Below are 23087 nucleotides of genomic sequence, written 5' to 3'. Positions count from 1 at the left end.
AAGACCAACAACGACCAGAGGACAGGACCATGAAAACCGGACTGGGAATTGCACTCGCAGCCTTGCTTGCGACAGGACAGGCCTATGCCGCCGGAACGACGCTGAATGTCGGCATGGCGAGCGCCGATGCCGGCAAGCTCGACCCGCATGTGGCGACCTCGACCCCCGACAAGGGCCTCCTTCACTGGATGTTCAACGGCCTGGTGCGGATCAAGCCGGGCGAGGCCAATCCGGAGTTCATCGAGCCGGACATCGCCACGAGCTGGACCACCTCCGAGGATGGCCTGACCTGGGTCTTCTCCCTGCGCGACGACGTGAAATGCCACGGCGACTACGGCACGATCGACGCGGAGGCCGTCGTCTATTCGCTGAACCGCTCGGCCAATGCCGACATTTCCGCCTTCGCCAAGGACTATGCGGCGTTCGAGAGCGTCGAGGCCACCGGCCCGCTGGAAGTCACCATCAAGCTCAAGAACAAGATCCCGAGCCTGCTCGGCCTCCTGGTGCCGTATCATGGCGGCAACATCGTCTGCAAGGACGCGGTCGAGGCGCTCGGCGACGAGTTCCAGCGCACCCCGATCGGCACCGGCCCCTTCATGTTCGCCGAATACCAGCCGCAGCAATATGTGAAGCTGGTCGCCAATCCGGACTATTTCCGCGGCGAGCCGAAGATCAAGGAGATCTTCTACCGCTACATCCCCTCCGACTCCTCGCGTGACCTGGCCTTCCAGGCCGGCGAGGTCGACATGATCTACGGCAAGCAGGAGCAGACCTGGGTCGAGCGCATCAAGCAGGTGCCGGGCGCTGTCGTCTCGGTGATGACGCCGGGCGAAATGTCGGTCATCCACCTCAACATGAAGATGCCGCCGCTCGACGATCTGCGCGTGCGCCAGGCCGTCGCCCATGCGATCAGCCGCGATGCCATGGTCCAGTTCAAGGGACCGGACGTCACGCTGGCGGCGCTCTCGCCGGTGCCGGAAGGCAATCTCGGCTTCACCGACGATGTGCCGATCTACGAGTATTCGGTCGACAAGGCCAAGGCCCTGCTCGCCGAGGCCGGCCATCCGGACGGGGTGACGATCAAGGCGATCCACACCACCCTGCCGGGCATGCTCACCACGATGGAAGCGATCCAGGCCCTGCTGCGCGAGGCGAGCATCAACCTGGAGATCGAGACCGTCGAGCACGCGACGTTCCACGAGCAGATCCGCAAGGACATGAGCCAGGTGACCCATTACGCCGCCGCGCGCTTCCCGGTGGCCGACGTCTACCTCTCGCAGTTCTACCACTCGGCCGCCATCGTCGGCACGCCGACGGCCGTCGCCAACTTCTCGCATTGCGCGGTCGCCGACGCGGAGATCGAGGCGGCGCGGGTCGAGGGCGACCTGCAGAAGCAGCTCGAATACTGGGCCGAGGCCCAGCGCAAGATCATGGCCGAGGTCTGCGTCGTGCCGATCGTGCAGAGCATGCAGCTCTGGGCGTGGAAGGACACGCTCGACCTCGGCGTCGAGGTGAACGGCTCGCTGAACCTCAGCCCGCCCGTCACCGAAGCCGCGTCCTTCTCCAAGTGAGAAACGGCGCGTAAGCTCCGCACCGGGCGGCCGCAAGGCCGCTCCGGCAAGTGACGACGCTGCTTCCGCCGGCCGCCCGGCGTGCCCGGCGGGGGCAGCGATCTCATCCGCCATGGCAGGAGACCCGTGCAAGCGGGCCGTCCCGCCCATCGGCGACGGAGGCTCGCCTACATGACCGCATTCGTTCTCAAGCGACTTGGCTTCGCGGCGATCACGCTGTTCGCCGTGCTGACCATCGTCTTCTTCATCGTCCGCGTGCTGCCGGGCGATCCCGCCATGGCGATCCTCGGCGACCAGGCCAGCCAGGCGGCGCTGGAGGCCTTGCGCGTGCGCCTCGGCCTCGACGTGCCGCTCTACCAGCAGTATTTCGTCTTTCTCGGCGGCGTCGTGGTCGGCGACTGGGGCGTTTCCATGGTGTCCGGCCGGCCGGTGATCGAGGAGATCCTCAAGGTCCTTCCCGCGACCATCGAGCTCACCGTCGCCTCGCTGATCCTCGGCATCGTCGTCGGCGTGCCCATCGGCGTGTGGTCGGCGGTGCGGCGCAACAAGCTGCCGGACTATCTCGCCCGCATCGGCTCGCTGCTCGGCCTGTCGTTCCCGGCCTTCGTCTCGGCGGTGCTGCTGCTCCTGTTCTTCTCGATCCACCTGCGCTGGTTCCCGGTGATCAGCTCGGGCCAGGGCAGCGGCCTTGCCGACCGGCTGCGGGATCTCGCCCTGCCGGCGATCAATCTCGGCCTGATCATGGCCGCCTACATCACCCGCGTCACCCGCTCGGCGATGCTGGAGGTGCTGAACCAGGACTATGTGCGCACGGCCAGGGCCAAGGGCCTCGCCTTCGCGATCATCGTCTGGCGGCATTGCCTGCGCAACGCCCTGATCCCGGTGGTCACCGTCGTCGGCCTCTATCTCGGCATCCTGATCGGCAATTCGGTGCTGACCGAGATCGTCTTCAACCGCCCCGGTCTCGGCAAGCTGATCGTCGGCGCGCTCAACCAGCGCGACTACACGATGCTGCAGGGCATGATGGTCATCTACACGTTGATCGTCGTGCTGGTGAACCTGATCACCGACCTGACCTATGGCCTGATCGACCCGAGGATCAAATACTCATGACGACCCAGCCGAGCGCCGCGACCGGCCAACGCCCGTCGCGCATGACCTATTACCGCCTCGCGATCGCGACGGTGCTTTCGGGTCTGTTCAACGCCTTCAACGCCAACAAGACCTCGTGGGTCGGCCTTGCCGTGTTCCTGATCGTCGCGCTGCTGGCGATCCTGGCGCCGGTGATCGCCCCTTACGATCCCTTGCAGCAGAACATCCTCTACCGCCTCAGGCCGCCGACGGACGCGCATTGGTTCGGCACCGACTACTATGGCCGCGACACGCTCTCGCGCATCCTGTGGGGCGCCCGCATCTCGCTGACCATCGGGTTGCTCGCCATCGGCTCGGCGATGATCATCGGCACCCTGATCGGCCTGATCGCCGGCTATTTCGGCGGCCGCACGGACCTTCTCATCATGCAGGTGATGGACGTGCTGCTCGCCTTCCCCTCGCTGATCCTCGGCCTGATCGTCGTCGCCATGCTCGGCCCGTCGGTCGCCAATCTCGTCATCGCCATCTCGCTCACCGCGATCCCGCCGTTCGCGCGCATCGCCAGGGCGCCGACCATCGCGGTCAAGAACCGCGAGTTCATCGAGGCCGGCCACGCGCTCGGCTATTCGCATCTGCGGCTGATGTTCCGCCACATCCTGCCGAACATCGCGCCGGAAGTGCTGGTGATGGGCTCGCTGTGGCTCGCCACCGCCATCCGCGTCGAGGCCTCGCTCGCCTTCATCGGCCTTGGCGTCAATCCGCCGACGGCCACCTGGGGCGGCATGATCCGCGAGGGCTTCGAGAACATTCTCGACAGTTTCTGGCTCGCCCTCTTCCCCTCGCTGGCGATCCTCGTCGTCGTCTTCTCTCTCAACCTTCTGGGCGACGGCCTGCGCGATGCGGTCGACCCGCGACTGAAGGGGGAACAATGACCGAGCCCGTTCTCAAGGTCGAAGGCCTCACCACCTCCTTCCGCATCGACGGCGCCCTGGTGCCGGTGGTGCGCAATCTCGACTTCGCCATCGACACCGGCGAGACCGTTGCCATCGTCGGCGAATCCGGCTCCGGCAAGTCGGTCACCGCGCTGTCGATCATGCGGTTGCTGCAGGAAGGCTCGAGCCGCATCGAGGGTTCGGTGCGCCTCTCCGGGCGCGATCTGCTGGCGCTCGACGAGGCGGCGATGCGCGACGTGCGCGGCGGCGACATCGGCATGATCTTCCAGGAGCCGATGACCAGCCTCAACCCGGTGCTGAAGATCGGCTTCCAGATCGCCGAGGTGCTGCGCCGCCACCGCGACATGAGCCAGGCCCAAGCGGAAACAGAGGTGCTGCGGCTGTTCGACCTGGTGCGCATTCCCGACGCGAAACGGCGGATCGGCGAATATCCGCATTCCTTCTCCGGCGGCATGCGCCAGCGGGCGATGATCGCCATGGCGCTCGCCTGCCAGCCGAAGCTGCTGATCGCCGACGAGCCGACCACCGCCCTCGACGTCACCATCCAGGCGCAGATCCTCGAGCTCATCCGCGAGCTGCAGAAGGACATCGGCATGGCGGTGATGTTCATCACCCACGACATGGGCGTCGTCGCCGAGATCTCCGACCGGGTCGTCGTCATGCTGCGCGGCGACAAGGTGGAGGAAGCCCCCGTCGGCCGGCTCTTCGCCGCGCCCGAGCACCCCTACACCAAGATGCTGCTCGGCGCCGTGCCCCGTCTCGGCGGGCTCGGCGACACCAAGACGCCGCGCCGCTTCCCCAGGCTCGACGACACCGGCGCCGGCCCCGAGCCCGACAACGAGCCGGACCTGCGCGGCGCCCCGCTCCTGGAAGTGCGCAACCTGACGACGCGGTTCTCCGTGCGCGGCGGGCTGCTCAACCGGCCGGTCGGCAATGTCCATGCGGTCGAGGACGTGTCGCTGACGCTTGCCGCCGGCGAGACGCTGGCGCTGGTCGGGGAATCGGGCTGCGGCAAGTCGACGACGGGCCGCTCGATCCTGCGGCTGGTGCAGCCGGCCGGCGGCGAGATCCTGTTCGAGGGCAAGGACCTGATGGCCGCGAGCCATGCCGAGCTGCGCCTTGCCCGCCAGCGGCTGCAGATGATCTTCCAGGACCCCTACGGCTCGCTCAACCCGCGCCAGGCGGTCGGCTCGGCGATTGCCGAACCGATCCGCGTGCACGGGCTGCTGCCCGACGAGGCGATCCCCGACCGGGTCAACGAGCTGCTGCGCCTGGTCGGGCTGAAGGAGGAGCACGCGCTGCGCTTCCCGCACGAGTTCTCCGGCGGCCAGCGCCAGCGCATCTGCATCGCCCGCAGCCTGGCGCTGTCGCCGAAGATGATCGTCGCGGACGAGTCCGTCTCCGCGCTCGATGCCTCGATCAAGGCGCAGGTGGTCAACCTGATGCTCGACCTGCAGCGCGAGCTCGGCCTTGCCTATCTCTTCATCAGCCACGACATCGCCGTGGTCGAGCGGGTCAGCCACCGCATCGCCGTCATGCTGCTCGGCGAGATCGTCGAGATCGGCCCGCGCGACGCGGTGCTGCGCAACCCGCAGCACCCCTACACCAAGAAGCTGATCGAGGCGGTGCCGGTGCCCGATCCCGCCGACAAGCGCCAGCGCGGTGGGCTGCTCACCGACGAGCTGAAGAGCCCGGTGCGCCCGATGGACTGGGCGCGGCCGCCCTCGCGCATGTATCCGGTCGGCGAGGGCCACCTGGTGCGGGAGTTCTGAAAATCGCCCGAACGGGGACCGGCCGCCTCAGTGGCCCGGCCGGTCCTCGTCCGCCTCGCCGGGCTCCTCCGCCCGGTCGAAGCGCCGGCGCAGCCGCTCGATGCGGCGGGCAAGGTTCGGCCGGCCGACCGCCTCCGCCTGCCGCCCGAGCTGGCGCAGCGCGATGCGCAGGCCCGTGCGGGTCAGTCGGCTGTCGGGCTCGGTGAGCGCGTCCTCCATCCCCTCTTCCAGCGCGTCCAGCACCCTGTCCTTGATCGCCACATAGTCCGGCAGGCCATAGCGGCGCAGCAGCTCCTGGAACGCCTCGTGGCGGGCGGCGTCGAAGGCGATGTCCTCTCCTTGCGACCCCGCCACCGCGCTTGCCGGATGCAGCATGGCGCAGGGCACCAGCCCTTGCGGGATCGGCGTGTTGGCCGAGTGGGTGCGCCCGGAGCGCAGGAGCTTCGGCAGCACATGGGTGTGCGGCCCGTCCGGCGAGACGCCGCCGGTGTCCGGCCCGCCGATCTTCTGGTAGACCTCGACCCGCCCCAGTTTGGACCGAACCACCCGGTGCGGATGCGCCCGCAGGATCGCCGCCATCGCCGGGTTCTGCGGATCCATCACCGACCGACCTGCCGTCTTCCGCAGGATCGCCAGCAGGTCGGGATCGCTGGTGCGGATGCAGAACTCGACCTGCGGCTGCGCCAGCCCCATGTCGAACAGCACCGCGCCCCTCTCCTCCTCGCGCAAGGCATCTGCGTCCGGCCCCAGCTCGCTCAGCACCTCGCGGCGCGGCACGCCCGCGCGGTCCTCGGGCAGGCACAGCGCCAGCCCCTGGCCCCAGCGATGCGCACGCGGGCTCAGCGTCTCGAAGGCGAGCGCCGTCGCCTCACTCACCGCCTGCGGATCGAGGCGGATGCCGCCCTTGCCGGTCACCCGGCACAGCTCCTGCGGCCGGTCGAGGCGCAGCTCGTCGTCGGTCCGCTGGTGAAACTCGGCGATGGCGCCGAAGGAGCCGATGCTCCAGCCGGCATCGCGGTCGGCCAGCCGTTCCGCGAGAATATCGATGAGGCTCGGCGTGGTCATTGCGCTGTCTCCCATTCGGATCTCTCCCTGGCAATCAGATCGCTGGGGACGACGGACGGCCGCCCCCCGATGTCGATATGTTCGGCGCGGATGCCGTAGACGCCGGCAAGGCGGGCCTCGTTCAGCACCTCGCCCGGCGCCCCGTCGGCAACGAGCCGTCCGCCGTCGAGCAGCAGCAGCCGGTCGCACCAGCGGCTCGCCAGCGTCAGGTCGTGCAGCGACACGAAGACCGGCCGCCCTTCCGCGACAAGGTCGGCCAGCACCTGCATCAGGGCGATCTGGTGCGCCGGGTCGAGGCCGTTCACCGGCTCGTCGGCGATGCAGGCATGCGGGGCCTGCGCCAGCATCCGGGCGATCAGCACCCGCGCCTGCTCGCCGCCCGACAGCGTGTCGAAGGGCCGGCGGGCAAAGCCGGTGACGTCCATCCGCTCCATCGCCTCGCGGGCCTGGCGCAGGTCGTGCGCCGAGGCCCCGCCGAACCCGCCGCGATGCGGCAGGCGCCCCAGCAGCACCACTTCGATGCACTCCATCGGCCAGTGCACCGTCCGCTCCTGCGGCATGTAGCCGATCAGCCGGGCCCGTTCGCTTGCCGGCATCGCGGCAAGCTCCCGTCCCTGCCAGCGGATACTGCCCGCATGGGCCTGCAATCCGGCCATCGCCCGCATCAGGGTCGACTTGCCCGCCCCGTTCGGGCCGATCACGCCGACGAGCTGCGGCCGGTCGCAGGAAAACGAGATCCCCCGCAAGGTCTCGCGCGCGCCCCGGCGCACGGTGACGCTGTCGCAGTCGAGACGGATCATGCCGACCTCCCGCGCAGGCTGATGAGCAGCCAGAGGAAGAACGGCGCGCCGAGAAGGGCGGTGACGACGCCGAGCTTCAGGTCGCGATCCGGCATCACCACCCGCACGGCGATATCGGCGGCCAGCAGGAAGGCCGCCCCGCCCAGCGCGCTTGCCGGCAGCAGGCGCGAGGGCCGGTGGCCGACGAGCGGGCGCAGCAGATGCGGCACGATCAGCCCGACAAAGCCGATGGCGCCGCTCACCGCCGTCGCCCCGCCGACGCCGATGGCGGTGCCCACCACCGCCAGCACCCGGGTGCGGTCGAGGTCGATGCCGAGGCTGCGGGCGACATCGGGCCCGAGCGCCAGCGCATCGAGCGCCCGCCCCGTCAGCGCCAGCATGATGCCGCCGACCGCGATGAACGGCAGCGCCAGCCCGACATGGACAAGGCTGCGGTCGGTCAGCGAGCCGAGCATCCAGAAGACGATTTCCAGCGCTGCGAAGGGGCTCGGCGACAGGTTCAGCGCCAGCGAGGTTAGCGCCCCGGCGAGCGAGGACAGCGCGACACCGGCAAGGATGATCACCAGGATATCGCCCGAGCGCCCCACCAGCATCTGCACCAGCATCACCGCGATCAGCGCGCCGGCCAGCGCGCAGAGCGGCAGCGCGTAGGGGTGCAGCGCCGTCAGCCCGGCATAGATCGCGATCACCGCGCCGAGCGAGGCACTGGCGGAAATGCCGAGCAGGCCCGGCTCGGCCAGCGGATTGCGCAGGAAGCCCTGCAGCACCGCCCCCGACAGGCCGAGGATCGCGCCGATACCCGCGCCCAGCAGCGCACGCGGCAGGCGGATCTCGGCGAGGATCAGCGCCTCGGCGCTGTCCGTGTCGTTGAACGCTGCCGCCAGCGTCAGCGGATCGATCCACACCTGGCCGATCCCGAGCGAGGCGAGGAACAGCAGCGCGGCCAGCAGGCCAAGGCCCGCCAGCAGCAGCGGATAGCGCCGGTCCGCGCTCATCGGCCCTCCTCCCTGCGCAGGGAAGTCTGGCCGAGCACCGCCGCCCGCAGCCGCTTGACCGCCTCCAGCGTCAGCGGCGTGCCGCAGATCCAGGCGCGGCTGTCGGCGGAAAGCCGCCGCTCGCTCGAAAACCGCGCATCGAGCGCCGGATGGCGCAGGATGTCCGCCGCCCGCGAGGGATCATTGCGCGAGCGCTCCCACAGCAGCACATAGTCCGGATCGGCCAGCACCAAGGCCTCCAGCGGCAGCCGCGTCGTGCCGGTGATCGCCAGGTCCTCGCCGAGATGGCGCAGGCCCGCCGCGCCGACGATGGCGTTTTCCAGCGTGCCGGCACCCGACGTGTAGCTGTTGGCGCCAAAGGAGCCGAGCACCGGCGCATCTTCGCCCGGCGGTGCGGCGGCAAGGGCCGCCGCCTCGGCATCGAAGGCGGCGATCAGCCGCGCGGCCTCAGCCTCGCGCCCCAGCAGCTCGCCCATCCGGCGGACGTTTTCGCGAATGTCGGCGAAGCTCGCCTCGGGGCGGAATTCCTCCACCCGGCGCCCCAGGCGCCGCAACAGGTTGACCGTCGCCCGCGTCGTATAGGTGCCGGCCACCACCAGGTCGGGATCGAGGCGGAAGATCTCCTCCGCCAGCCCGTGATTGATCGCGAGCCCCGCCGCCTCAGCGCTCATCAACGAGACGTCCGGCCTCGCCGCCAGATGCGAGACCGAGACGAGCTGGCCGGGCGCGGCCACCAGCATGGCGATCTGGTCGGTGCACAGGTTCATCGAGACGACGCGCCGGGGCGCCTCGCCCGCTGCCGGAGCAACAGTCGGAGCAGTCAGCGCCAGCAGGACGGCGAGGACACGCCCCGCCGCCCCGCGCCTTGCGTCAGAAGCTTGCCTTGATGCCCGCATAGGCGGTCAATCCTTGTGCCCGATAGCTGTAGACTTCCTGGTAGCGCTGATCGAGCAGGTTCTCGACCCGTCCATAGACCGTGAAATTCTCCGAGACCTTGTAGTCGGCACCGACATTGACGAGGAAATACTCGGCGAGCGTCACCCGGGTCTGCGGCGTCGCACTGATGAACTCGCTGTCCTTCATCCGGCCGTTGAAGATCGCATCGAGAAAGACGGTTCCCCGTCCCTCGTCGAAGCCGCGCACCAGGCTGAGCGAGGCCGAGTGCTTGGGCCGGCGCACTTCCTCCAGCCCGCTCGGCTCGGTCGCATCGAGATAGGTATAGGTGCCCTTGACGGAGAGGTCGGCGAGCAGTTCGACACCGAGCGACACCTCGATGCCCTGGCGCTTGCTGGTGCCCGCCATATTGGCCGGCGAGGAGCCGACGCCCGGCACCCAGGGCGTCCAGATCTCGTCCTCCAGCCGCTCGTTGAAATAGGTCACATCGGCGACGGCGCGACCGTCCCAGAACCGCTGCTCGATGCCGATGTCCCAGGCGAAGTTCTTCTCCGGCCTGAGGTTCGGATTGCCGGTGAAGCTCGCCGGGATGAAGCCGAACTGCTCGAAGAAGGTCGGATTGGTGACGCCGGTGCCGATCGAGGCATGGAAGCGCGTGCCGGTCTCGCGCAGCAGATAGGCGGCGCTGGCGCTGTAGGTCAGCGTGTCCTTGAACTGGTCGTTGCGGTCGTAGCGCAGGCCCGCTCCAAGGAACACCGTGTCGAGGAAGGCGCCGCGATACTCGGCGACATAGCTGGTCAGGTCGCGCTGTTTGCCGGGGATCTGCGAGGGATCGAAAGCGGGAAAGGCGTTCTTGTAGTGCTCGCGCTCCCATTCGACGGCGCCGGTCAGACTGTGTTCTGCATCGAGGAAGTCCGGCGTCGCCGCCGTCACCGTCGCCTGATAGCTGAGGTGCAGCCGGCGGTCGTCGTTGCCGTTCAGGCTGCCGGTATTGAAGCCGCGCCGCTCCAGCCCGGTGTATTTGGCCCGCGCCTTCTGCACCAGCCGGTCGTCGAACAGCGACCAGGACAGGCCGACGCCGGTGTAGAACTCCTTCGTCGCGTTGTAGCCGGGCGTGTCGATGACGAGGCCCTCCGTCGGCGTCGGCGGCCAGGCGGAATCCTGGTCGTCCGTGTCCGACTTGCGGTCGACATAGCGGGCGCTGAGATCGAGGCTCAGCGCGTCGGTGATGTCCCAGTTGAAGCGGCCGTTCAGCGTGGCGTTGCGGTCGCCGTCCTTCTCGGAGCCGAATTGCGAGATGTTGAAGCCCTCGTTCTGGCGCCAGGCGCCGGAGACCGCGATGTCGTATCTCTCGCCGCCGCCGCGCACGCCGACATGGCCGGCCACCGTCTTGTCGGTGCCGGTTTCCGCCCGGCCGGTGATCTTCAGGTCGTTGCGGATGCCGCCCTTGGTGGTGATGGCGATGACGCCGGAGCTGGCATTGGAGCCGTAGATGGCGCTTTGCGGGCCGCGCAGCACCTCGATCCGCTCGATGTCGGCAACCTGCAATCCGCCGAAGTCGAACTCGCCGCTGGAGGTCGCCGCCACCTCGACGCCGTCGATCAGCACCAGAACGTGGTTGGCCTCCGAGCCGCGGATGCGGATCTGCGTCATGCCGCCATTGCCGCCGGTGCGCGAGACGGCGATGCCCGGCACCTTGCGCAGCGCATCGGCGACATAGCGCGTCTGCGTCGTCTCCAGCTCCTCGGCGGTGATCACCGTATGCGCCCGGCCCACCGCCTCGGCGGCGACCGGCGTGCGCCCGGCCGAGACGACGATCCGGTCGAGCTGCGTCGCCTCATCTTCAAGACCCGGCGTTTCAAAACCCTGAGCGCGGGTCTCGCCCGGCGCGGCAATCATCGCCGCCCCCATTCCGGCCCCCAGCACGGCAGCCAACGGCCCGGCGCGCAAGGCGCCCCCCAAAATGAACCTCATCCAGACACACCCCTGACGTGCGCCGGAATGCCCCTCGGCGCTCCGTCGCGATACGGCACGAGCCGGCGGACGCAGGCACGCCCCCAGCGCGACGGCGCAAGGCGGCGGCCTGCGGGCGCAGGCGGTTTCGGGTGTCACCTCAACGGAAAGCCGCGCCTCGACACACCCCGCGTCGAAGATCGGGTGACCGACAGGGGCAGGTCTCCTGGCTCACGGGTCATCGCGGACATTCACCTTCCCAACCCTGCCTTTGCCGGCGGGGTCAGTGGCCTTCGAACGTCCACTCTCCGTTCACAGTTGCGGGGGCAGCCACGGTTTCGGTCCCTGTTGGGTACGCCTCACCGTGTTCCCTTTTCATCCGGACATGTCCGGAACCTCTGTCGGCGTCAAAGAGAGCGGTTTCGCGCGCCCGAGTCAATCGTCTGTCGCCGTCCCCTTCGCCGCTGCAACCGGACGCTGCGTCAGGTGATCTCCGGGCGCGGCGGGGCGGGAGGCGTGCTCCCTCCAGTGGGCGAATCCGTTCCCGCCGTCGCCGGGTCGCAAAAGCCACCACTTGACTTTCGCCGGCCAAGCACCGACCTTCGGGGCATGAACACGACCGCACCGCGCCAGATTTGCGTTTTCAGGGTGTGCCCCATCGCGGGACACTGACCCCCGGCTAGGTCGCGTCGCGCCCCGGCCGCGGGGCATAGGCCGGCTCGTCCCCTCGCGGGCACACAGCAGGCCATAACGGCGGCGAACACTTCCCCTCACGAGATCCAGACCGCCCGACGCGCGCCTTTGTGCGTCGGCGGCCTTACAACATTGCAAGGACGCCGAGAATGGCTCCAGATACCCGCAAGCGGCGCAAGCCCGCCATCACCGTGACCCGCTCCGACCACGAGCGGCTGTCCGGGCTTGCCGAGTCCATTTCCACCCGCAATCCCGCTGTCGCCGAGCAGTTGGCGAGCGAGCTCGACCGGGCCCGCATCGTCGACGACCGGCGCATTGCCGCCGACGTCGTGCGCATGGGATCGCGGCTGCGCTTCACCACCGATGCCGGCGAGGACCGCTCCGTGACGCTGGTCTTCCCGGGCGAGGCCAATATCGCCGAGGGCAAGATTTCCGTCCTCACCCCGATCGGCGCCGCCTTGGTCGGCCTGTCCGCCGGCCAGTCCATCGACTGGACGGCTCTCGACGGGCGCACCCACCGGCTGACCGTGGAGAGCGTCGAGCCCCCCGCCGTGGCCGAGGCCGAGGCGCGGCCGGCATGAGCGCCACCGCGTCGACGAAAGAGCCGAAGCCACGCGACCGGCTGGCGATTTTCGGAGGCTGTCTCATCGCAGGATCCTAACCCCTGCGCTGCCGACCCGGCAGCCAGGGGACTCCGATCCGTTTCACCTTTGCCGCTCCACGGACGGAGCGCTGGAGACCTGCGATGTCCACCGAGACCTGCATCCTGACCACCAAGGATTTCACCATTCTCGAGGTGATGCGCGACCGCCGCCGCGGCCGCGAGGACCCTCTCGTGCCGATCCTCAAGCGCAAGCTCGAGACGGCGACCATCGTCTTCCGCGAGGACGTGCCGGAGACGGTCGCCACCTTGAGCAGCCGCGTCACCTACAGCGTCGACGGCCGCCCGCCCGACACGCGGGTGATCTCGCACGACCACCTGTCCATGCCGATGGGGATGTTCCTGCCGATCACCACCCGGCGCGGGCTGGCCCTGCTCGGCCTGTCGGAGGGCGAGGAGTTCGTTCTGACGGATGCGGCCGGACACCCCGAGCGGGTCCTGCTGCAGAAGGTCCACTTCCAGCCGGAGGCCGCCCGGCGCGGCGGCACGACGCCGGAGGGCCTGCCGCAGGCGATTCCCGAGCCGGCGCGGCGCCGGCCCGTGCTGAAACTGGTGCATGGCGCCCTGCCCGGCGCGGACGGCCCGCCGGCCGGCGGCTATAAGGGGCCGGAAGACCCCGGCCCCTCGGCGGCCTGACGCCCGCGTCCGATCTGGAGACGACAGCCATGCTCGATTACCTGGTGCTGGCGGCGGCGGCCTTCGCCGCCGGCATGCTCAACACGGTCGCGGGAGGCGGCACCTTCCTCACCTTCCCCGCGCTCGTCTATACCGGCGTGCCGGTGGTGGCGGCCAATGCGACGAGCGCGGTTGCCGTGTTTCCCGGCTATCTCGGCGGCGCCGTCGGCTTCCGCAAGGAGATCGCCGCCATCGATCGCGGCCTGCTGCTGCGCGTCGTCCTCGTCACGGCGCTCGGCGGGTTCCTCGGCTCCTTGCTGCTGCTGGTCTCCTCCAACGAGGCGTTCTCGGCCGTCGTCCCCTTCCTGCTGCTTGCCGCCACCCTCACCTTCGCCTTCGCCGACCGGCTGCAGATCTGGGCACAGCGGCAGCGCCTTGCGCCCGGCGGGCCGCTCGGTACCGTGCTGGTGTCGATCTATGGCGGCTATTTCAACGGCGGCCTCGGCATCGTGCTGCTGGCGCTGTTCTCGCTGTGGGGCCTGCGCGACCTCAACACGATGAACGGGCTGAAGACCGGCCTCTCCTTCGTCCTCTCCGCCATCTCGGTCGCGACCTTCGCCGCGGCCGGCCTCGTCAGTTGGCCGCAGGCCATCGTGATGATGGTCGCCGCCACCATCGGCGGCTATGCCGGCGCGCCGGTCGCCCGCGCGCTGCCGCGACAGGCGGTGCGGGCCATCGTCATCGCCGTCGGCGGGCTCATGAGTGTCATCTTCTTCTGGCGCCTGGTCTTCTGACGGCGCCGCAACATCAGGCAGTTCCAACATGAAAGTTCTGGTTCTCGGCGGCGGCGTCATCGGTGTCACCACCGCCTGGTATCTTGCCCGCGCCGGCCACGAGGTCGAGGTGATCGAGCGGCGCGAGGCGGCCGGCATGGAAACGAGCTTCGCCAATGCCGGCCAGGTCTCGCCCGGCTATTCCGCCCCCTGGGCCGGGCCCGGCGTGCCGCTCAAGGCGCTCGGCTGGCTGACCATGAAGCACGGCCCGCTGGTGGTGCGGCCCAGGGCAGATCCGGCCATGTGGGGCTGGATGCTGAGGATGCTGCGCAACTGCACCTCGGCGCGCTATGCGGTGAACAAGGCGCGCATGGTGCCGATCGCCGAATACAGCCGCGACCTGTTGCGCGCCCTGCGGGAGGAGACCGGCATTGCCTATGACGGGCGCAGCCTCGGCACGCTGCAGCTCTTCCGCTCCGCGAAACAGCTCGACGGCGTCGCCAAGGATGTCGACGTGCTGCGCCGGTTCGGCGTTCCCTGCGAGCTGCTCGACCACGAGGGCTGCATTGCCGCAGAGCCGGCGCTCGCCCATGCCAGGGCCGAGTTCGCCGGCGGCCTGCGGCTGCCGGACGACGAGACCGGCGACTGCCAGATGTTCACCACCCGCCTTGCCGGGATGGCGGCGGAGCTCGGCGTGCGCTTTTCCTTCGGCACGCAGTTCATCGGCTTCTCGCACGAGGGCGGCGAGATCGTCGAGGTGCTGACCTCGCGAGGAACCCGCAAGGCCGATGCCTATGTGCTGGCGCTCGCCGCCCATTCGCCGGCGGCCCTCGCCCCGCTCGGGATCAAGCTGCCGATCTATCCGGTGAAGGGCTATTCGCTCACCCTCCCGATCCGCGACGAGGCGCTGGCGCCGGTCTCCACCGTCATGGACGAGACCTACAAGACCGCGATCACCCGGCTGGGCGCGCGCATCCGCGTCGGCGGCACGGCGGAGCTCGGCGGCTTCGACACGGCGCTGCGCGCCGCGCGGCGGGCGGCGCTCGAACATTCCTTCGGCGATCTGTTCGGCGGCAGCGCCGATCCGGCGCAGGCGACATTCTGGTGCGGCCACCGGCCGATGACGCCGGACGGCCCGCCCTATGTCGGCCCCTCCGGCATCGGCCGACTGTTCCTCAACACCGGCCACGGCACGCTCGGCTGGACCATGGCCTGCGGCTCCGGCCGGGTGATCGCCGATCTCGTCGACGGCCGCGCGCCGGAGATCGACATCGCCGCCCTGTCGCCCTCGCGCTGAGGGCGAACGAACCTGAAAAAGGCGGCCCGACATCTGCCGGGCCGCCCGTTTTTCTATCCGCGCTCAGATGCCCAGATAGGCCTTGCGGATGCGGTCGTCATGCAGCAGCTCGCGCGCCGAACCCTCGATCTCGATCGCGCCCGAGGCCATCACATAGGCCCGCTCCGCGCTGTGCAGGGCCAGCGACACGTTCTGCTCGACCAGCAGCACCGTGACGCCGGAGCGGTGGATGTCGAGGAAGCGCTGGTGCATTTCCTCCACCACCATCGGCGCAAGACCGAGGCTCGGCTCGTCGAGGATGAGGAGCTTGGGCTCCAGCATCATGCCGCGGCCGACCGCCACCATCTGCTGCTCGCCGCCGGACATCGAGCCGGCATATTGCGCCCGCCGCTCCTTCAGCCGCGGGAACAGCTCGAACACCCGCTCCAGCGCCTGCTGCACCGCTCCCCGGTCGGCATGCGAAAAGGCGCCCATCCTGAGGTTTTCCTCCACCGTCATCTCGGGGAAGACATGGCGCCCTTCCGGAACATGGGCGATGCCGAGGCCGGCGATCTGATGCGCCTTCATCCGCGTCAGGTCGCGCCCCTCGAAGGCGATGCGGCCCCGGCACTGGGGCAGAAGGCCGGAGATCGCGCGCAAAAGCGTGCTCTTGCCGGCGGTGTTGGCGCCGATCACGGCAACGAACTCGTTGCGCGCCACATGCAGCGAGATGCCGTGCAGCACCGGCTGGGCGCCATAGCCGGCGGTCAGCTCGCCGATCTCCAGCAGGACGTCCGTGTGACTGGCCGTGGCCTGCATCAGTGGCCCTCCCCTTGCGTCGTGAAATTGGCGCCGAGATAGGCGTCCAGCACCTTGCGGTTGCCGGCGATCTCCTGCGGCGTGCCGTCGGCGATCATCTCGCCGAAATTCAGCACGATCAGCCGCTCGCACAGTTTCATCACCGCCTTCATGTGGTGCTCGACGACGATGAAGGTCATGCCCTCGTCGCGCAGCGAGCGCACCAGTTCGATGATCTCCTCCATCTCCGCCGGCGTCAGCGCCGCCATCACCTCGTCCAGCAGCAGGAGCTTGGGCGAGGTGCACAGGGCACGGGCCACCTCGACGCGGGCGCGCTCGGGGAAGGACAGGTCGCCCGCCTTCTTGCCGGCGATGGCGCCGATGCCGACCCGCTCCAGGCACTCGGCGGCGAAGCGGCGCGCGTCCGTGAGGCTGCGGTTGACCAGCCCGCCGGTCACGACATTGTCGAGCACGGAGGTTTCGGCGAACAGCGCGACGTTCTGGAACGTCTTGGTCAGGCCGGCCTTGGCGATCTGGTGCGGCTTCATCCCGCCGATGCTCTTGCCGTCGAAGATCACCTCGCCCGAGCTCGGCGGATAGATCCCGACCAGCACGTTGAACAGCGTCGTCTTGCCGGCACCGTTCGGGCCGATCAGGCCGACGATCTCGCCCGGCGCGACGGTGAAGGCGACGTTGGAATTGGCCACCAGGCCGCCGAAGCGGCGGGTGACGTTGCGCACCTCGAGAAGCTGGCCGCTCATGCGCGCTGCCTCCGCTTGAGCCGGTCGCGCAGCGACTCGAACAGCGAGATCAGGCCGCGCGGGTTGAGCAGGATCACCACGATCAGCAGCACGCCATAGGCGAATTGCGACAGGCCGGCGATGGAGTTGCCGAGATAGGAATTGGCCATCTCTTCCAGCGGAATGATCACCGCCGCGCCGATCCACGGGCCATAGAGCCGGCCGGCACCGCCGAGGATGACGATCAGCGCCATCTTCACCGAGATCGTCGCCACGCCGAAGATCGTGTCGGGATCGAAGAAGAACTGGAACTGGGCATAGAGCGTGCCGAGCATCGCGGTCAGCACCGCCGACAGCAGCGAGGCATGCAGCTTCACCCGGTAGGTGTTGACGCCGATCACCTCGGCCGCCGTCTCGTTCTCCTTGATCGCCCGCAGCCGGTAGCCGAAGGCCGAGGTCTGGACCCGCCAGAACACCAGCGACACCAGGACCATGGCGCCGAGGAACAGGTAGTAGTTCGGCAGCACGGTCTGGAACTGCAGCGCCCAGAAGCCGGCATCGGGACGGTAAGGCACGGAGATGCCGACCGGCCCGCCGGTCAGGCTGGTCCAGGAATTGGCGACGACGCGGGCGACCTCGCCGGCGGCAAGCGTCGCCAGCGCGAAATAGTGGCCCTTGAGCCGGAGCGTCGGCAGCGACAGCACCAGCGCGAAGAGCGCCGCCAGCGCCATGCCGACGAACACGCCGATCAGCGGCGAGAGGCCGAACGAGCCGAACAGGATCGTCGAACTGTAGGCGCCGATGCCGAAATAGGCGGCGTGGCCGAGCGAGATCTGGTTGGCGAGGCCGCCGACGATGTTCCAGGCCTGGCCCATCGCGCAGAACAGCAGCATCAGGCACAGGATGCGCAGCGTGTAGCCATAAGGATCGAGGCCGAGCGGGGCGATGATCAGCGCCAGCACGACCAGCGCGGGAAGGGCGATGGACAGGGTCTCGGCGCGGGTCATGAGCGCCTCCGGGCGACGATGCCTTCCGGCCGCAGCGCCAGCACCAGGATGAACACCACGAACAGCGCGAGGTTCTGGAGCTGGATCGGCATGAACAGGGCGGAGAAGGACTGGATGATGCCGACGGCGATGCCGCCGATGATCGCACCGGTCACCGAGCCGAGGCCGCCGAGCACCACCACCGTGAACATCAGCACCGCATAGCCCGAGCCGACCGCCGGCGAGGCGGTGATATAGGGCAGCACGACCGAGCCGCCGAAGGCGGTGGTGCCGACGCCGAGGCCGAAGGCGACCGCGTACATCAGGTCGGTGTTGACGCCCATCAGCTTGGCCGCCATCGGGTCCTGCGAGGTCGCGCGCATGGCCGCGCCGAAGCGGGTCTTGTTGAGGAACAGCCACACCGCGCTGCCCGACAGCAGGGCCATCAGGAAGGCATAGAGCTTGTCCATGCCGACCAGCACCCGCTCCGCGCCATGGGAGAACAGCGTCAGCGACTGGGTCTGGTAAGGCGTCGTCACCGAGCGGTATTCGGCGCCCATGATCATCAGGGCGGCGTTTTCCAGCGCGAACAGCATGCCGACGGTCAGGAAGATCTGCGCGACCTGCGGCGCGCCGAGCACCGGGCGGATCAGCACGCGCTGCAGCACCATGCCGAAGCCGAAGGTCACGGCGAGCGCGATGAAGGCGCCGAGCATCGGATCGAGGCCGAGAAAGTGCCAGCACGCCCAGCCGATGAACATGCCGATCATCATGAACTCCGCATGGGCGAAGTTGACGATGTGCATGACGCCGAAGACGAGGCTGAGACCGATCGCCAGCACCGCGTAGACGCCGCCGATCATGATCCCGTCGAGCAGGGTCTGGAGCAGGATGATGAGGTATTCCATGGTCCCCTCACAAGGTTCGCCGGGAGGGCGCTTGAGGACCCTCCCGGTCGCCTGGCAGCCCCTCAGCGGGGGCTTGAGGTCGGGATCAGAGGCGGTGCCAGACGGCCTCGGCCTTGGCGTATTCCGCCGGGGCGACGGTCACCAGCTCGTCGCCGCGCCACTGCACCATCATCGGCACCGCGTGGATGTTGAGGCCGGTCTCGTCGAACTTGATCTTGCCGCCCGACATGACGGTGGCCCAGCCCTCGTCGAAGGTCTCGGCGGCGATGACCTCGCGGAGCTGGCGCGGGTCGGCATTGCCGGCCTTCTCCAGCGCCGAGGCGAGCACGCCCATGCAGGCGGCGTGCTCCTGCGCCTCGTGCACCATGAAGTAGCCGAAACGCTCGCGGAACCGCTCGGTGAACTCCGGCGCCTGGTCGTAGGCGGCCGGCGAGATCGACAGCACGTCGTCGGCAAGCTCGCCGAGGCCGTTGCGGAAGTCGGGGATGATATAGCCGGCCGCGCCGCCGATGGTCGGCAGGTTGATGCCCTGCTGGCGCATGTTGCGGATGATCAGCAGGCTGTCGTTCAGGTAGGAGACCGGGAACACCGCCTGGGCCTGGGTGCGGCGAAGCTGGTTGATCAGCGGCGACACGTCGGTGATGCCGAGCGGATAGGCCTCGTCCATCACCACCTCGATGCCGTTGGCCTCCGCCGCGGCGCGCAGGCCGCCGGCCTGCGAGGTGCCGTAGGCGGTGTCCTCATACATGATGGCGATCTTGGTGATCTCGTCGCCGGCCTTGCGGGCAAGGTCGAGCGTGTGGGTGATCGTCGCGCTGCCGAGCTGCGAGGCCTTGGACACCACCTGGAAGATGTTGCGGAAGCCGCGGCCCGTCACCTGGTCCGAGAAGGACATGGTCAGCAGCGGCACGCCGCGCCGCTCGGTCACCTCGGAGATCGCCAGCGTCAGCGACGAGGCGAAGGCGCCGAGCACCGCGCATACGCCGTCCTGCGACATCATCCGCTGCGCGACGGTCGCGGCCTGGGTCGGGTTGGAGGTGGCGTCGGAGATGATCAGGTTGATCTTCGCCCCGCCCATCGACTGGATGCCGCCGGCGGCGTTGATCTCGTCGGCGACGAGCTGGATGCCGTTGCGCGAGTTGATGCCGAACTGGGCATTGGCGCCCGACAGCGGCTGGATCACGCCGACATTGATCGTGTCGGCGGCAAAGCCCCGGCGCGCGTAGAACGGCATGGTCAGCGCCGTTGCGGCACCGGCCGCCAGCACCTGGCGGCGCGACAGGCTGAACGGGGATTTCGTCGTGGTCTTGGTCATTGCTTCCTCCCTGGAATGATTGCCCGGATGTCGCTCCGGGCACGGCGCAATCAGATGCCCATTTCGTCGAAGACGTCCTGGGCGGTGCGGAAGCTGTCGATCCCCGCCGGCACGCCGCAATAGATCGCGACCTGCAGCATGATTTCGCGGATCTCTTCCTTGGTGAGGCCGTTGTTGATCGCGCCGCGCACATGCAGGCGCAGCTCGTGGCTGCGGCCGAGCGCCGAGATCATGCCGAGATTGAGGATCGAGCGTTCGCGGCGGCCGAGGCCGGGACGGTTCCACACATCGCCCCAGCAATATTCGGTGACGAGCTGCTGCATCGGCCAGTTGTAGTCCGTCGCCTTGTTGACCGAGGCGTTCACGTAGTCGTCGCCCAGCACCTCGCGGCGGGTCTTGAGGCCGGCTTCGAACCGTTCGCCGGCCGGCGTGCCGTCGGGGCGCATGGTCTTCGTGCTCATGTTCACTTCCTTCAGTTGCTCGCGTTCGAGGGTTGGTCGCCGGGTCCGGCGGCGAGGAGCGCCAGCGCCTGGTCCAGGTAGCCGGCGAAAAGGTCGGGATGTTCGGTCATCGGGAAATGGCCGAGATCGGGCATGACGATCTGGCGGGCGCCCGGCATCAGGGCGCAGAGCCGCGCGCCGTCCTCCGGCGTTGCCGAATAGTCGTAGGCGCCCGACAGCAGCACCACCGGCAGGCGGGTGGCATCCACCATCGGGGCGGTCTCCCCGCCGTCGAATTCCAGCGAGTAGAAGCCGAGATCCGCCTGGTAGACGCCCGGCGCGCCTTGCGAATAGATCCAGGCGGCGCGGCGGCGACGGCCTTCCGGCGAGGTCGGCGCCATCAGCCCGCGCACGAAGGCGCCGTTGTGCAGGCCGGCATGGACGCCGACATCGTTCTGGCCGCGGTGGATCCGCCCCTTGGCGCGGTAGGGCGGCTCGATCGCCAGCACGCCGCGCAGCAGCTCCGGCGCGCGGGCCGCGCAGACCAGCGTCACCGCCGCGCCCATCGAGCAGCCGGCAAGGATCGCCGGCCGGCCGACGACCTGCGCCAGATAGGCCCTCACCCAGTCGAGATAACGCTCCGCCGTCAGCGTGTAGGGCGCGCCGTCCCAGCCAAGCGGCGGCATCGAGCGCCCGTGAAACGGCATGTCCGGCGCGTGCAGCTCATGAGTCTCGCCCAGCGCGCTGTCGGCCATCTGCGCCTCGAACTGGCGCGCATCCGCCCCCGCCGTGTGCAAAAAGACCAGCGGCACGGCGCCCTTGCGCCCGGCAATATCGGTGTGGATCTCCAGCGGCCCTTCGGCGCAGTCGAGCGTGATCCTGCGCCCGGCGATCCCCTCGGTGCGGCGGGTGCGCCTCAGTGCGGCGAGTTCGGGCGCGGCCAGCGCCAATTCGAACAGCCGCTCCAGCGCGGCGCGCGCCCGCGCGATGACGAGATCCTCGCCCTCGACCGTCACATCCGGATTGGCGATCTGCAGCGCCGTGAAGCCCTGGTGACGCGGCGGCGGGGGCACCTGCAGCATCTTCTCCAGCACGCCCTCGCCGAGGGTCATCTCGATTTCGGCAGACGCGTCCGCGCCCGCCGGCTCCACCCTGCCCGCCGCGATCCGCAGCACGGCGCGCGCCTCGCCCGCGCGGATCGCCAGCGCCACGGCAAGGCCCGGCGACAGCCGGGTCAGCTCCGGATCGCCGGAGGCCGCCTCGAGGCGGCCGGCAAGGGCGGCGAGCAGGTCAGCCACGGCGCGAGCCGCCGTCGACATAGCGGTAGATCTCGGTGTGGTCGGCGCCGGCCGGCAGCTCGTCCGTCGCCGCGGTCCACTCCTGCGAGGTGCGCGCCAACAGCTTCATGTCGAGGCCGAGATCGCCGGCGAGCCCCGCCGCGATGCCGATATCCTTCGACATCAGCGCCAGGTCGAAGCCCGAGTTGAAGGCGCCCGACAGGATGAACTTCTTGACCTTGTTCTCGGTCGTGTTGTTGCGCCCCGTGGAGGCGTTGAGAATGTCGGTGATCACGCCCTCGTCGAGGCCGAACTCGCGGCCGACGATCAGCGCCTCCACCGCCGCCAGCGCACCGGCCGCCGAGACGTAGTTGTTCAGCACCTTGATCACATGGCCGGCGCCCAGCTTGCCGGCGCGGAAGATCCGCTCGCCCATCGCCTTCAGCACCGGCTCGGCGCGGGCCGCATCGCCCGCCTCGCCGCCGACCATGATCGCCAGCGTGCCGTCGATGGCCTTGCCGACGCCGCCGGAGACCGGCGCATCGACCAGCGACAGGCCGCGCGCCGTCAGCGCCTCGGCGAGCTTCAGCGTGTCGGCGGGCACCGACGAGCTCATGTCGATCACCAGCGCGCCCAGTGCCACATCCGCCAGCGCGTTTTCTTCACCAATGAGGCAGGCGGCGACGATGGCCGAGGTCGGTAGCATGGTGATGACGATGTCGGCGCCGTTTGCTGCCGCGCGGGCGCTCGCCGCTGACCTCCCGCCCTTGGCCGCGAAGGCCACGCCGGCCTCCGTCGCCCGGTCGTAGCCGGTCACGTCGAAGCCGGCCTTCAGCAGGTTGACCGCCATCGGCAGCCCCATCCGCCCGAGGCCGATGAAGGCGATCTTCGTGCCCGCACCTGATTTCTGGTCTGATTTCTGGCCTGATTTCTGGCCCGTTTGCTGGCCCGACTGCCCGACCATGTCCGCAACTCCCCGCCTGCCGCAACGCTTCGCCGGACGCCGCCGCGCGGCCTCTCCGGCCCCTGCTTGCGGCCTCTGCATAACTGACAGGACGGCATTAGCAGATTATCAGACAATCTGTCAATCAGTCGCGCAACCGCCTGCCCCTGCTGGCAAACCCGCCGCGGCCGAGATCGCGATACGGGTGTGAACATGCGCAAGAAGAAGGGCGCGAGGGCGTCGGGGGGGGGCGTCGGGGGGCGCTAGGCGGGAGGTCGGGAGGCGTCGGGAGGCGTCGGGAGGCGTCGGGGGGCGTCGGGGGGCGGTTGGGAGGAGTAGGTCGGGCGGACGCTTGAGCGTCAGCCTGAAACGGAGGCACCACCCCTCATCCTCTCAGCCGTCACCCCGAGAAAGTGGCCCGACCCCGCATCCTCTCGGCCGTCATCAACTCTGTTGTTGGATCTGATCTCTGAGCCTTGCATTGAGGATGACGACGATCTTTCTCATGAGAGCGGCGATGGCGACGATTGGCTTCTTTCCGTTCTGGACAAGCCGTTGATAGAACAG

General features: G+C 68.9%; 21 protein-coding genes, 1 pseudogene and 1 riboswitch. Of the genes and pseudogenes, 8 read left to right on the top strand and 14 right to left on the bottom strand.

All coding sequences use genetic code 11. From position 1 onward, the window contains the following. The first annotated feature begins 29 nt into the window (after positions 1–29). From P2PM1_RS20005 to P2PM1_RS19990, 4 genes are all read left to right on the top strand, one after another. The gene (locus P2PM1_RS20005; RefSeq protein ID WP_186400260.1) at positions 30–1571 is read left to right on the top strand and encodes an ABC transporter substrate-binding protein; all 1542 of its coding nucleotides are present in this window, start codon (positions 30–32) and stop codon (positions 1569–1571) included. A 171-nt stretch (positions 1572–1742) separates the two neighbouring features. After that, on the top strand, positions 1743–2684 hold the full coding sequence (locus tag P2PM1_RS20000; RefSeq protein WP_186396531.1) for an ABC transporter permease: 942 nt from the start codon (positions 1743–1745) through the stop codon (positions 2682–2684). Continuing rightward, a complete protein-coding gene (locus P2PM1_RS19995) occupies positions 2681–3595 on the top strand; it encodes an ABC transporter permease (RefSeq protein ID WP_244292958.1) in 915 nt (304 codons plus the stop codon). Before P2PM1_RS20000 ends, P2PM1_RS19995 begins: the two co-directional genes overlap by 4 nt. Next, positions 3592–5388: an ABC transporter ATP-binding protein gene (locus P2PM1_RS19990; protein ID WP_186400259.1), complete on the top strand. Its 1797-nt coding sequence runs from the start codon at positions 3592–3594 to the stop codon at positions 5386–5388. Before P2PM1_RS19995 ends, P2PM1_RS19990 begins: the two co-directional genes overlap by 4 nt. Before the next feature lie 27 nt (positions 5389–5415). Here the strand turns inward: P2PM1_RS19990 and P2PM1_RS19985 are convergent, their stop codons facing one another. From P2PM1_RS19985 to P2PM1_RS19965, 5 genes are read right to left on the bottom strand one after another with little or no spacing between them, the layout of a single operon-like run. Next, positions 5416–6453 (bottom strand): hypothetical protein, encoded by a 1038-nt coding sequence (locus tag P2PM1_RS19985; RefSeq protein ID WP_186400258.1) that lies wholly within the window; start codon positions 6451–6453, stop codon positions 5416–5418. Continuing rightward, positions 6450–7253 (bottom strand): ABC transporter ATP-binding protein, encoded by an 804-nt coding sequence (locus tag P2PM1_RS19980; protein ID WP_186400257.1) that lies wholly within the window; start codon positions 7251–7253, stop codon positions 6450–6452. The genes P2PM1_RS19985 and P2PM1_RS19980 overlap by 4 nt, the downstream gene beginning before the upstream one ends. Then, positions 7250–8248 (bottom strand): iron ABC transporter permease, encoded by a 999-nt coding sequence (locus P2PM1_RS19975; RefSeq protein ID WP_186400256.1) that lies wholly within the window; start codon positions 8246–8248, stop codon positions 7250–7252. The genes P2PM1_RS19980 and P2PM1_RS19975 overlap by 4 nt, the downstream gene beginning before the upstream one ends. Next, the gene (locus P2PM1_RS19970) at positions 8245–9144 is read right to left on the bottom strand and encodes an ABC transporter substrate-binding protein (RefSeq protein ID WP_186400255.1); all 900 of its coding nucleotides are present in this window, start codon (positions 9142–9144) and stop codon (positions 8245–8247) included. Before P2PM1_RS19970 ends, P2PM1_RS19975 begins: the two co-directional genes overlap by 4 nt. Beyond that, positions 9119–11116 carry a TonB-dependent siderophore receptor gene (locus P2PM1_RS19965; RefSeq protein ID WP_186400254.1) on the bottom strand — a complete coding sequence of 666 codons (1998 nt, stop codon included), beginning with the start codon at positions 11114–11116 and terminating at the stop codon, positions 9119–9121. The genes P2PM1_RS19970 and P2PM1_RS19965 overlap by 26 nt, the downstream gene beginning before the upstream one ends. A gap of 177 nt (positions 11117–11293) precedes the next feature. Continuing rightward, a riboswitch (cobalamin riboswitch) is annotated at positions 11294–11510 on the bottom strand. 427 nt (positions 11511–11937) lie between these two features. Between P2PM1_RS19965 and rnk the strand changes: the two genes are divergently transcribed. The 4 genes from rnk (at position 11938) to P2PM1_RS19945 (ending at position 15134) form a co-directional block, all read left to right on the top strand. Continuing rightward, on the top strand, positions 11938–12369 hold the full coding sequence (rnk, locus tag P2PM1_RS19960; protein ID WP_186386535.1) for a nucleoside diphosphate kinase regulator: 432 nt from the start codon (positions 11938–11940) through the stop codon (positions 12367–12369). A gap of 164 nt (positions 12370–12533) precedes the next feature. Then, entirely contained in the window at positions 12534–13085 is a 552-nt protein-coding gene (locus tag P2PM1_RS19955) for a nucleoside-diphosphate kinase (RefSeq protein ID WP_186386534.1), read from the top strand. A gap of 29 nt (positions 13086–13114) precedes the next feature. Further along, the gene (locus tag P2PM1_RS19950) at positions 13115–13858 is read left to right on the top strand and encodes a sulfite exporter TauE/SafE family protein (protein WP_186400253.1); all 744 of its coding nucleotides are present in this window, start codon (positions 13115–13117) and stop codon (positions 13856–13858) included. 28 nt (positions 13859–13886) lie between these two features. Next, positions 13887–15134 (top strand): D-amino acid dehydrogenase, encoded by a 1248-nt coding sequence (locus P2PM1_RS19945; protein ID WP_186400252.1) that lies wholly within the window; start codon positions 13887–13889, stop codon positions 15132–15134. A gap of 63 nt (positions 15135–15197) precedes the next feature. Here the strand turns inward: P2PM1_RS19945 and P2PM1_RS19940 are convergent, their stop codons facing one another. The 9 genes and pseudogenes from P2PM1_RS19940 to P2PM1_RS25555 form a co-directional block, all read right to left on the bottom strand. Further along, the gene (locus P2PM1_RS19940; RefSeq protein ID WP_186400397.1) at positions 15198–15902 is read right to left on the bottom strand and encodes an ABC transporter ATP-binding protein; all 705 of its coding nucleotides are present in this window, start codon (positions 15900–15902) and stop codon (positions 15198–15200) included. A gap of 29 nt (positions 15903–15931) precedes the next feature. After that, entirely contained in the window at positions 15932–16672 is a 741-nt protein-coding gene (locus P2PM1_RS19935; protein ID WP_186400251.1) for an ABC transporter ATP-binding protein, read from the bottom strand. Further along, positions 16669–17658: a branched-chain amino acid ABC transporter permease gene (locus P2PM1_RS19930; RefSeq protein ID WP_186386530.1), complete on the bottom strand. Its 990-nt coding sequence runs from the start codon at positions 17656–17658 to the stop codon at positions 16669–16671. The genes P2PM1_RS19935 and P2PM1_RS19930 overlap by 4 nt, the downstream gene beginning before the upstream one ends. After that, the gene (locus P2PM1_RS19925) at positions 17655–18545 is read right to left on the bottom strand and encodes a branched-chain amino acid ABC transporter permease (RefSeq protein WP_244292954.1); all 891 of its coding nucleotides are present in this window, start codon (positions 18543–18545) and stop codon (positions 17655–17657) included. Before P2PM1_RS19925 ends, P2PM1_RS19930 begins: the two co-directional genes overlap by 4 nt. An 85-nt stretch (positions 18546–18630) precedes the next feature. Continuing rightward, complete coding sequence (locus tag P2PM1_RS19920) at positions 18631–19860, bottom strand: ABC transporter substrate-binding protein (protein ID WP_208985355.1); 1230 nt, start codon at positions 19858–19860, stop codon at positions 18631–18633. 50 nt (positions 19861–19910) lie between these two features. Beyond that, entirely contained in the window at positions 19911–20321 is a 411-nt protein-coding gene (locus P2PM1_RS19915; protein WP_186386529.1) for a carboxymuconolactone decarboxylase family protein, read from the bottom strand. 11 nt (positions 20322–20332) lie between these two features. Then, complete coding sequence (locus P2PM1_RS19910) at positions 20333–21598, bottom strand: alpha/beta fold hydrolase (RefSeq protein WP_244301576.1); 1266 nt, start codon at positions 21596–21598, stop codon at positions 20333–20335. Further along, the gene (locus tag P2PM1_RS19905) at positions 21591–22541 is read right to left on the bottom strand and encodes an NAD(P)-dependent oxidoreductase (protein ID WP_186400249.1); all 951 of its coding nucleotides are present in this window, start codon (positions 22539–22541) and stop codon (positions 21591–21593) included. Before P2PM1_RS19905 ends, P2PM1_RS19910 begins: the two co-directional genes overlap by 8 nt. Positions 22542–22964: 423 nt before the next feature. Next, positions 22965–23087: pseudogene (locus P2PM1_RS25555) on the bottom strand (IS110 family transposase); the annotation flags it as partial.

The organism is Stappia sp. P2PMeth1 (assembly GCF_900185735.1).
In the GTDB taxonomy this organism is placed as follows: Bacteria; Pseudomonadota; Alphaproteobacteria; order Rhizobiales; family Stappiaceae; genus Stappia.
The sequence above is the reverse complement of the archived record's forward strand: the minus strand, read 5'-3'. Positions and strand labels throughout refer to the sequence as shown.

Coding starts and splice junctions, on each gene's coding strand:
- P2PM1_RS19980 (WP_186400257.1), bottom strand. CDS start 7,253: ATGATCCGTCTCGACTGCGACAGCGTCACCGTGCGCCGGGGCGCGCGC.
- P2PM1_RS19995 (WP_244292958.1), top strand. CDS start 2,681: ATGACGACCCAGCCGAGCGCCGCGACCGGCCAACGCCCGTCGCGCATG.
- P2PM1_RS19945 (WP_186400252.1), top strand. CDS start 13,887: ATGAAAGTTCTGGTTCTCGGCGGCGGCGTCATCGGTGTCACCACCGCC.
- P2PM1_RS20005 (WP_186400260.1), top strand. CDS start 30: ATGAAAACCGGACTGGGAATTGCACTCGCAGCCTTGCTTGCGACAGGA.
- P2PM1_RS19975 (WP_186400256.1), bottom strand. CDS start 8,248: ATGAGCGCGGACCGGCGCTATCCGCTGCTGCTGGCGGGCCTTGGCCTG.
- P2PM1_RS19950 (WP_186400253.1), top strand. CDS start 13,115: ATGCTCGATTACCTGGTGCTGGCGGCGGCGGCCTTCGCCGCCGGCATG.
- P2PM1_RS19925 (WP_244292954.1), bottom strand. CDS start 18,545: ATGGAATACCTCATCATCCTGCTCCAGACCCTGCTCGACGGGATCATG.
- P2PM1_RS19965 (WP_186400254.1), bottom strand. CDS start 11,116: ATGAGGTTCATTTTGGGGGGCGCCTTGCGCGCCGGGCCGTTGGCTGCC.
- P2PM1_RS19920 (WP_208985355.1), bottom strand. CDS start 19,860: ATGACCAAGACCACGACGAAATCCCCGTTCAGCCTGTCGCGCCGCCAG.
- rnk (WP_186386535.1), top strand. CDS start 11,938: ATGGCTCCAGATACCCGCAAGCGGCGCAAGCCCGCCATCACCGTGACC.
- P2PM1_RS19935 (WP_186400251.1), bottom strand. CDS start 16,672: ATGAGCGGCCAGCTTCTCGAGGTGCGCAACGTCACCCGCCGCTTCGGC.
- P2PM1_RS19915 (WP_186386529.1), bottom strand. CDS start 20,321: ATGAGCACGAAGACCATGCGCCCCGACGGCACGCCGGCCGGCGAACGG.
- P2PM1_RS19990 (WP_186400259.1), top strand. CDS start 3,592: ATGACCGAGCCCGTTCTCAAGGTCGAAGGCCTCACCACCTCCTTCCGC.
- P2PM1_RS20000 (WP_186396531.1), top strand. CDS start 1,743: ATGACCGCATTCGTTCTCAAGCGACTTGGCTTCGCGGCGATCACGCTG.
- P2PM1_RS19985 (WP_186400258.1), bottom strand. CDS start 6,453: ATGACCACGCCGAGCCTCATCGATATTCTCGCGGAACGGCTGGCCGAC.
- P2PM1_RS19905 (WP_186400249.1), bottom strand. CDS start 22,541: ATGGTCGGGCAGTCGGGCCAGCAAACGGGCCAGAAATCAGGCCAGAAA.
- P2PM1_RS19970 (WP_186400255.1), bottom strand. CDS start 9,144: ATGCGGGCATCAAGGCAAGCTTCTGACGCAAGGCGCGGGGCGGCGGGG.
- P2PM1_RS19930 (WP_186386530.1), bottom strand. CDS start 17,658: ATGACCCGCGCCGAGACCCTGTCCATCGCCCTTCCCGCGCTGGTCGTG.
- P2PM1_RS19955 (WP_186386534.1), top strand. CDS start 12,534: ATGTCCACCGAGACCTGCATCCTGACCACCAAGGATTTCACCATTCTC.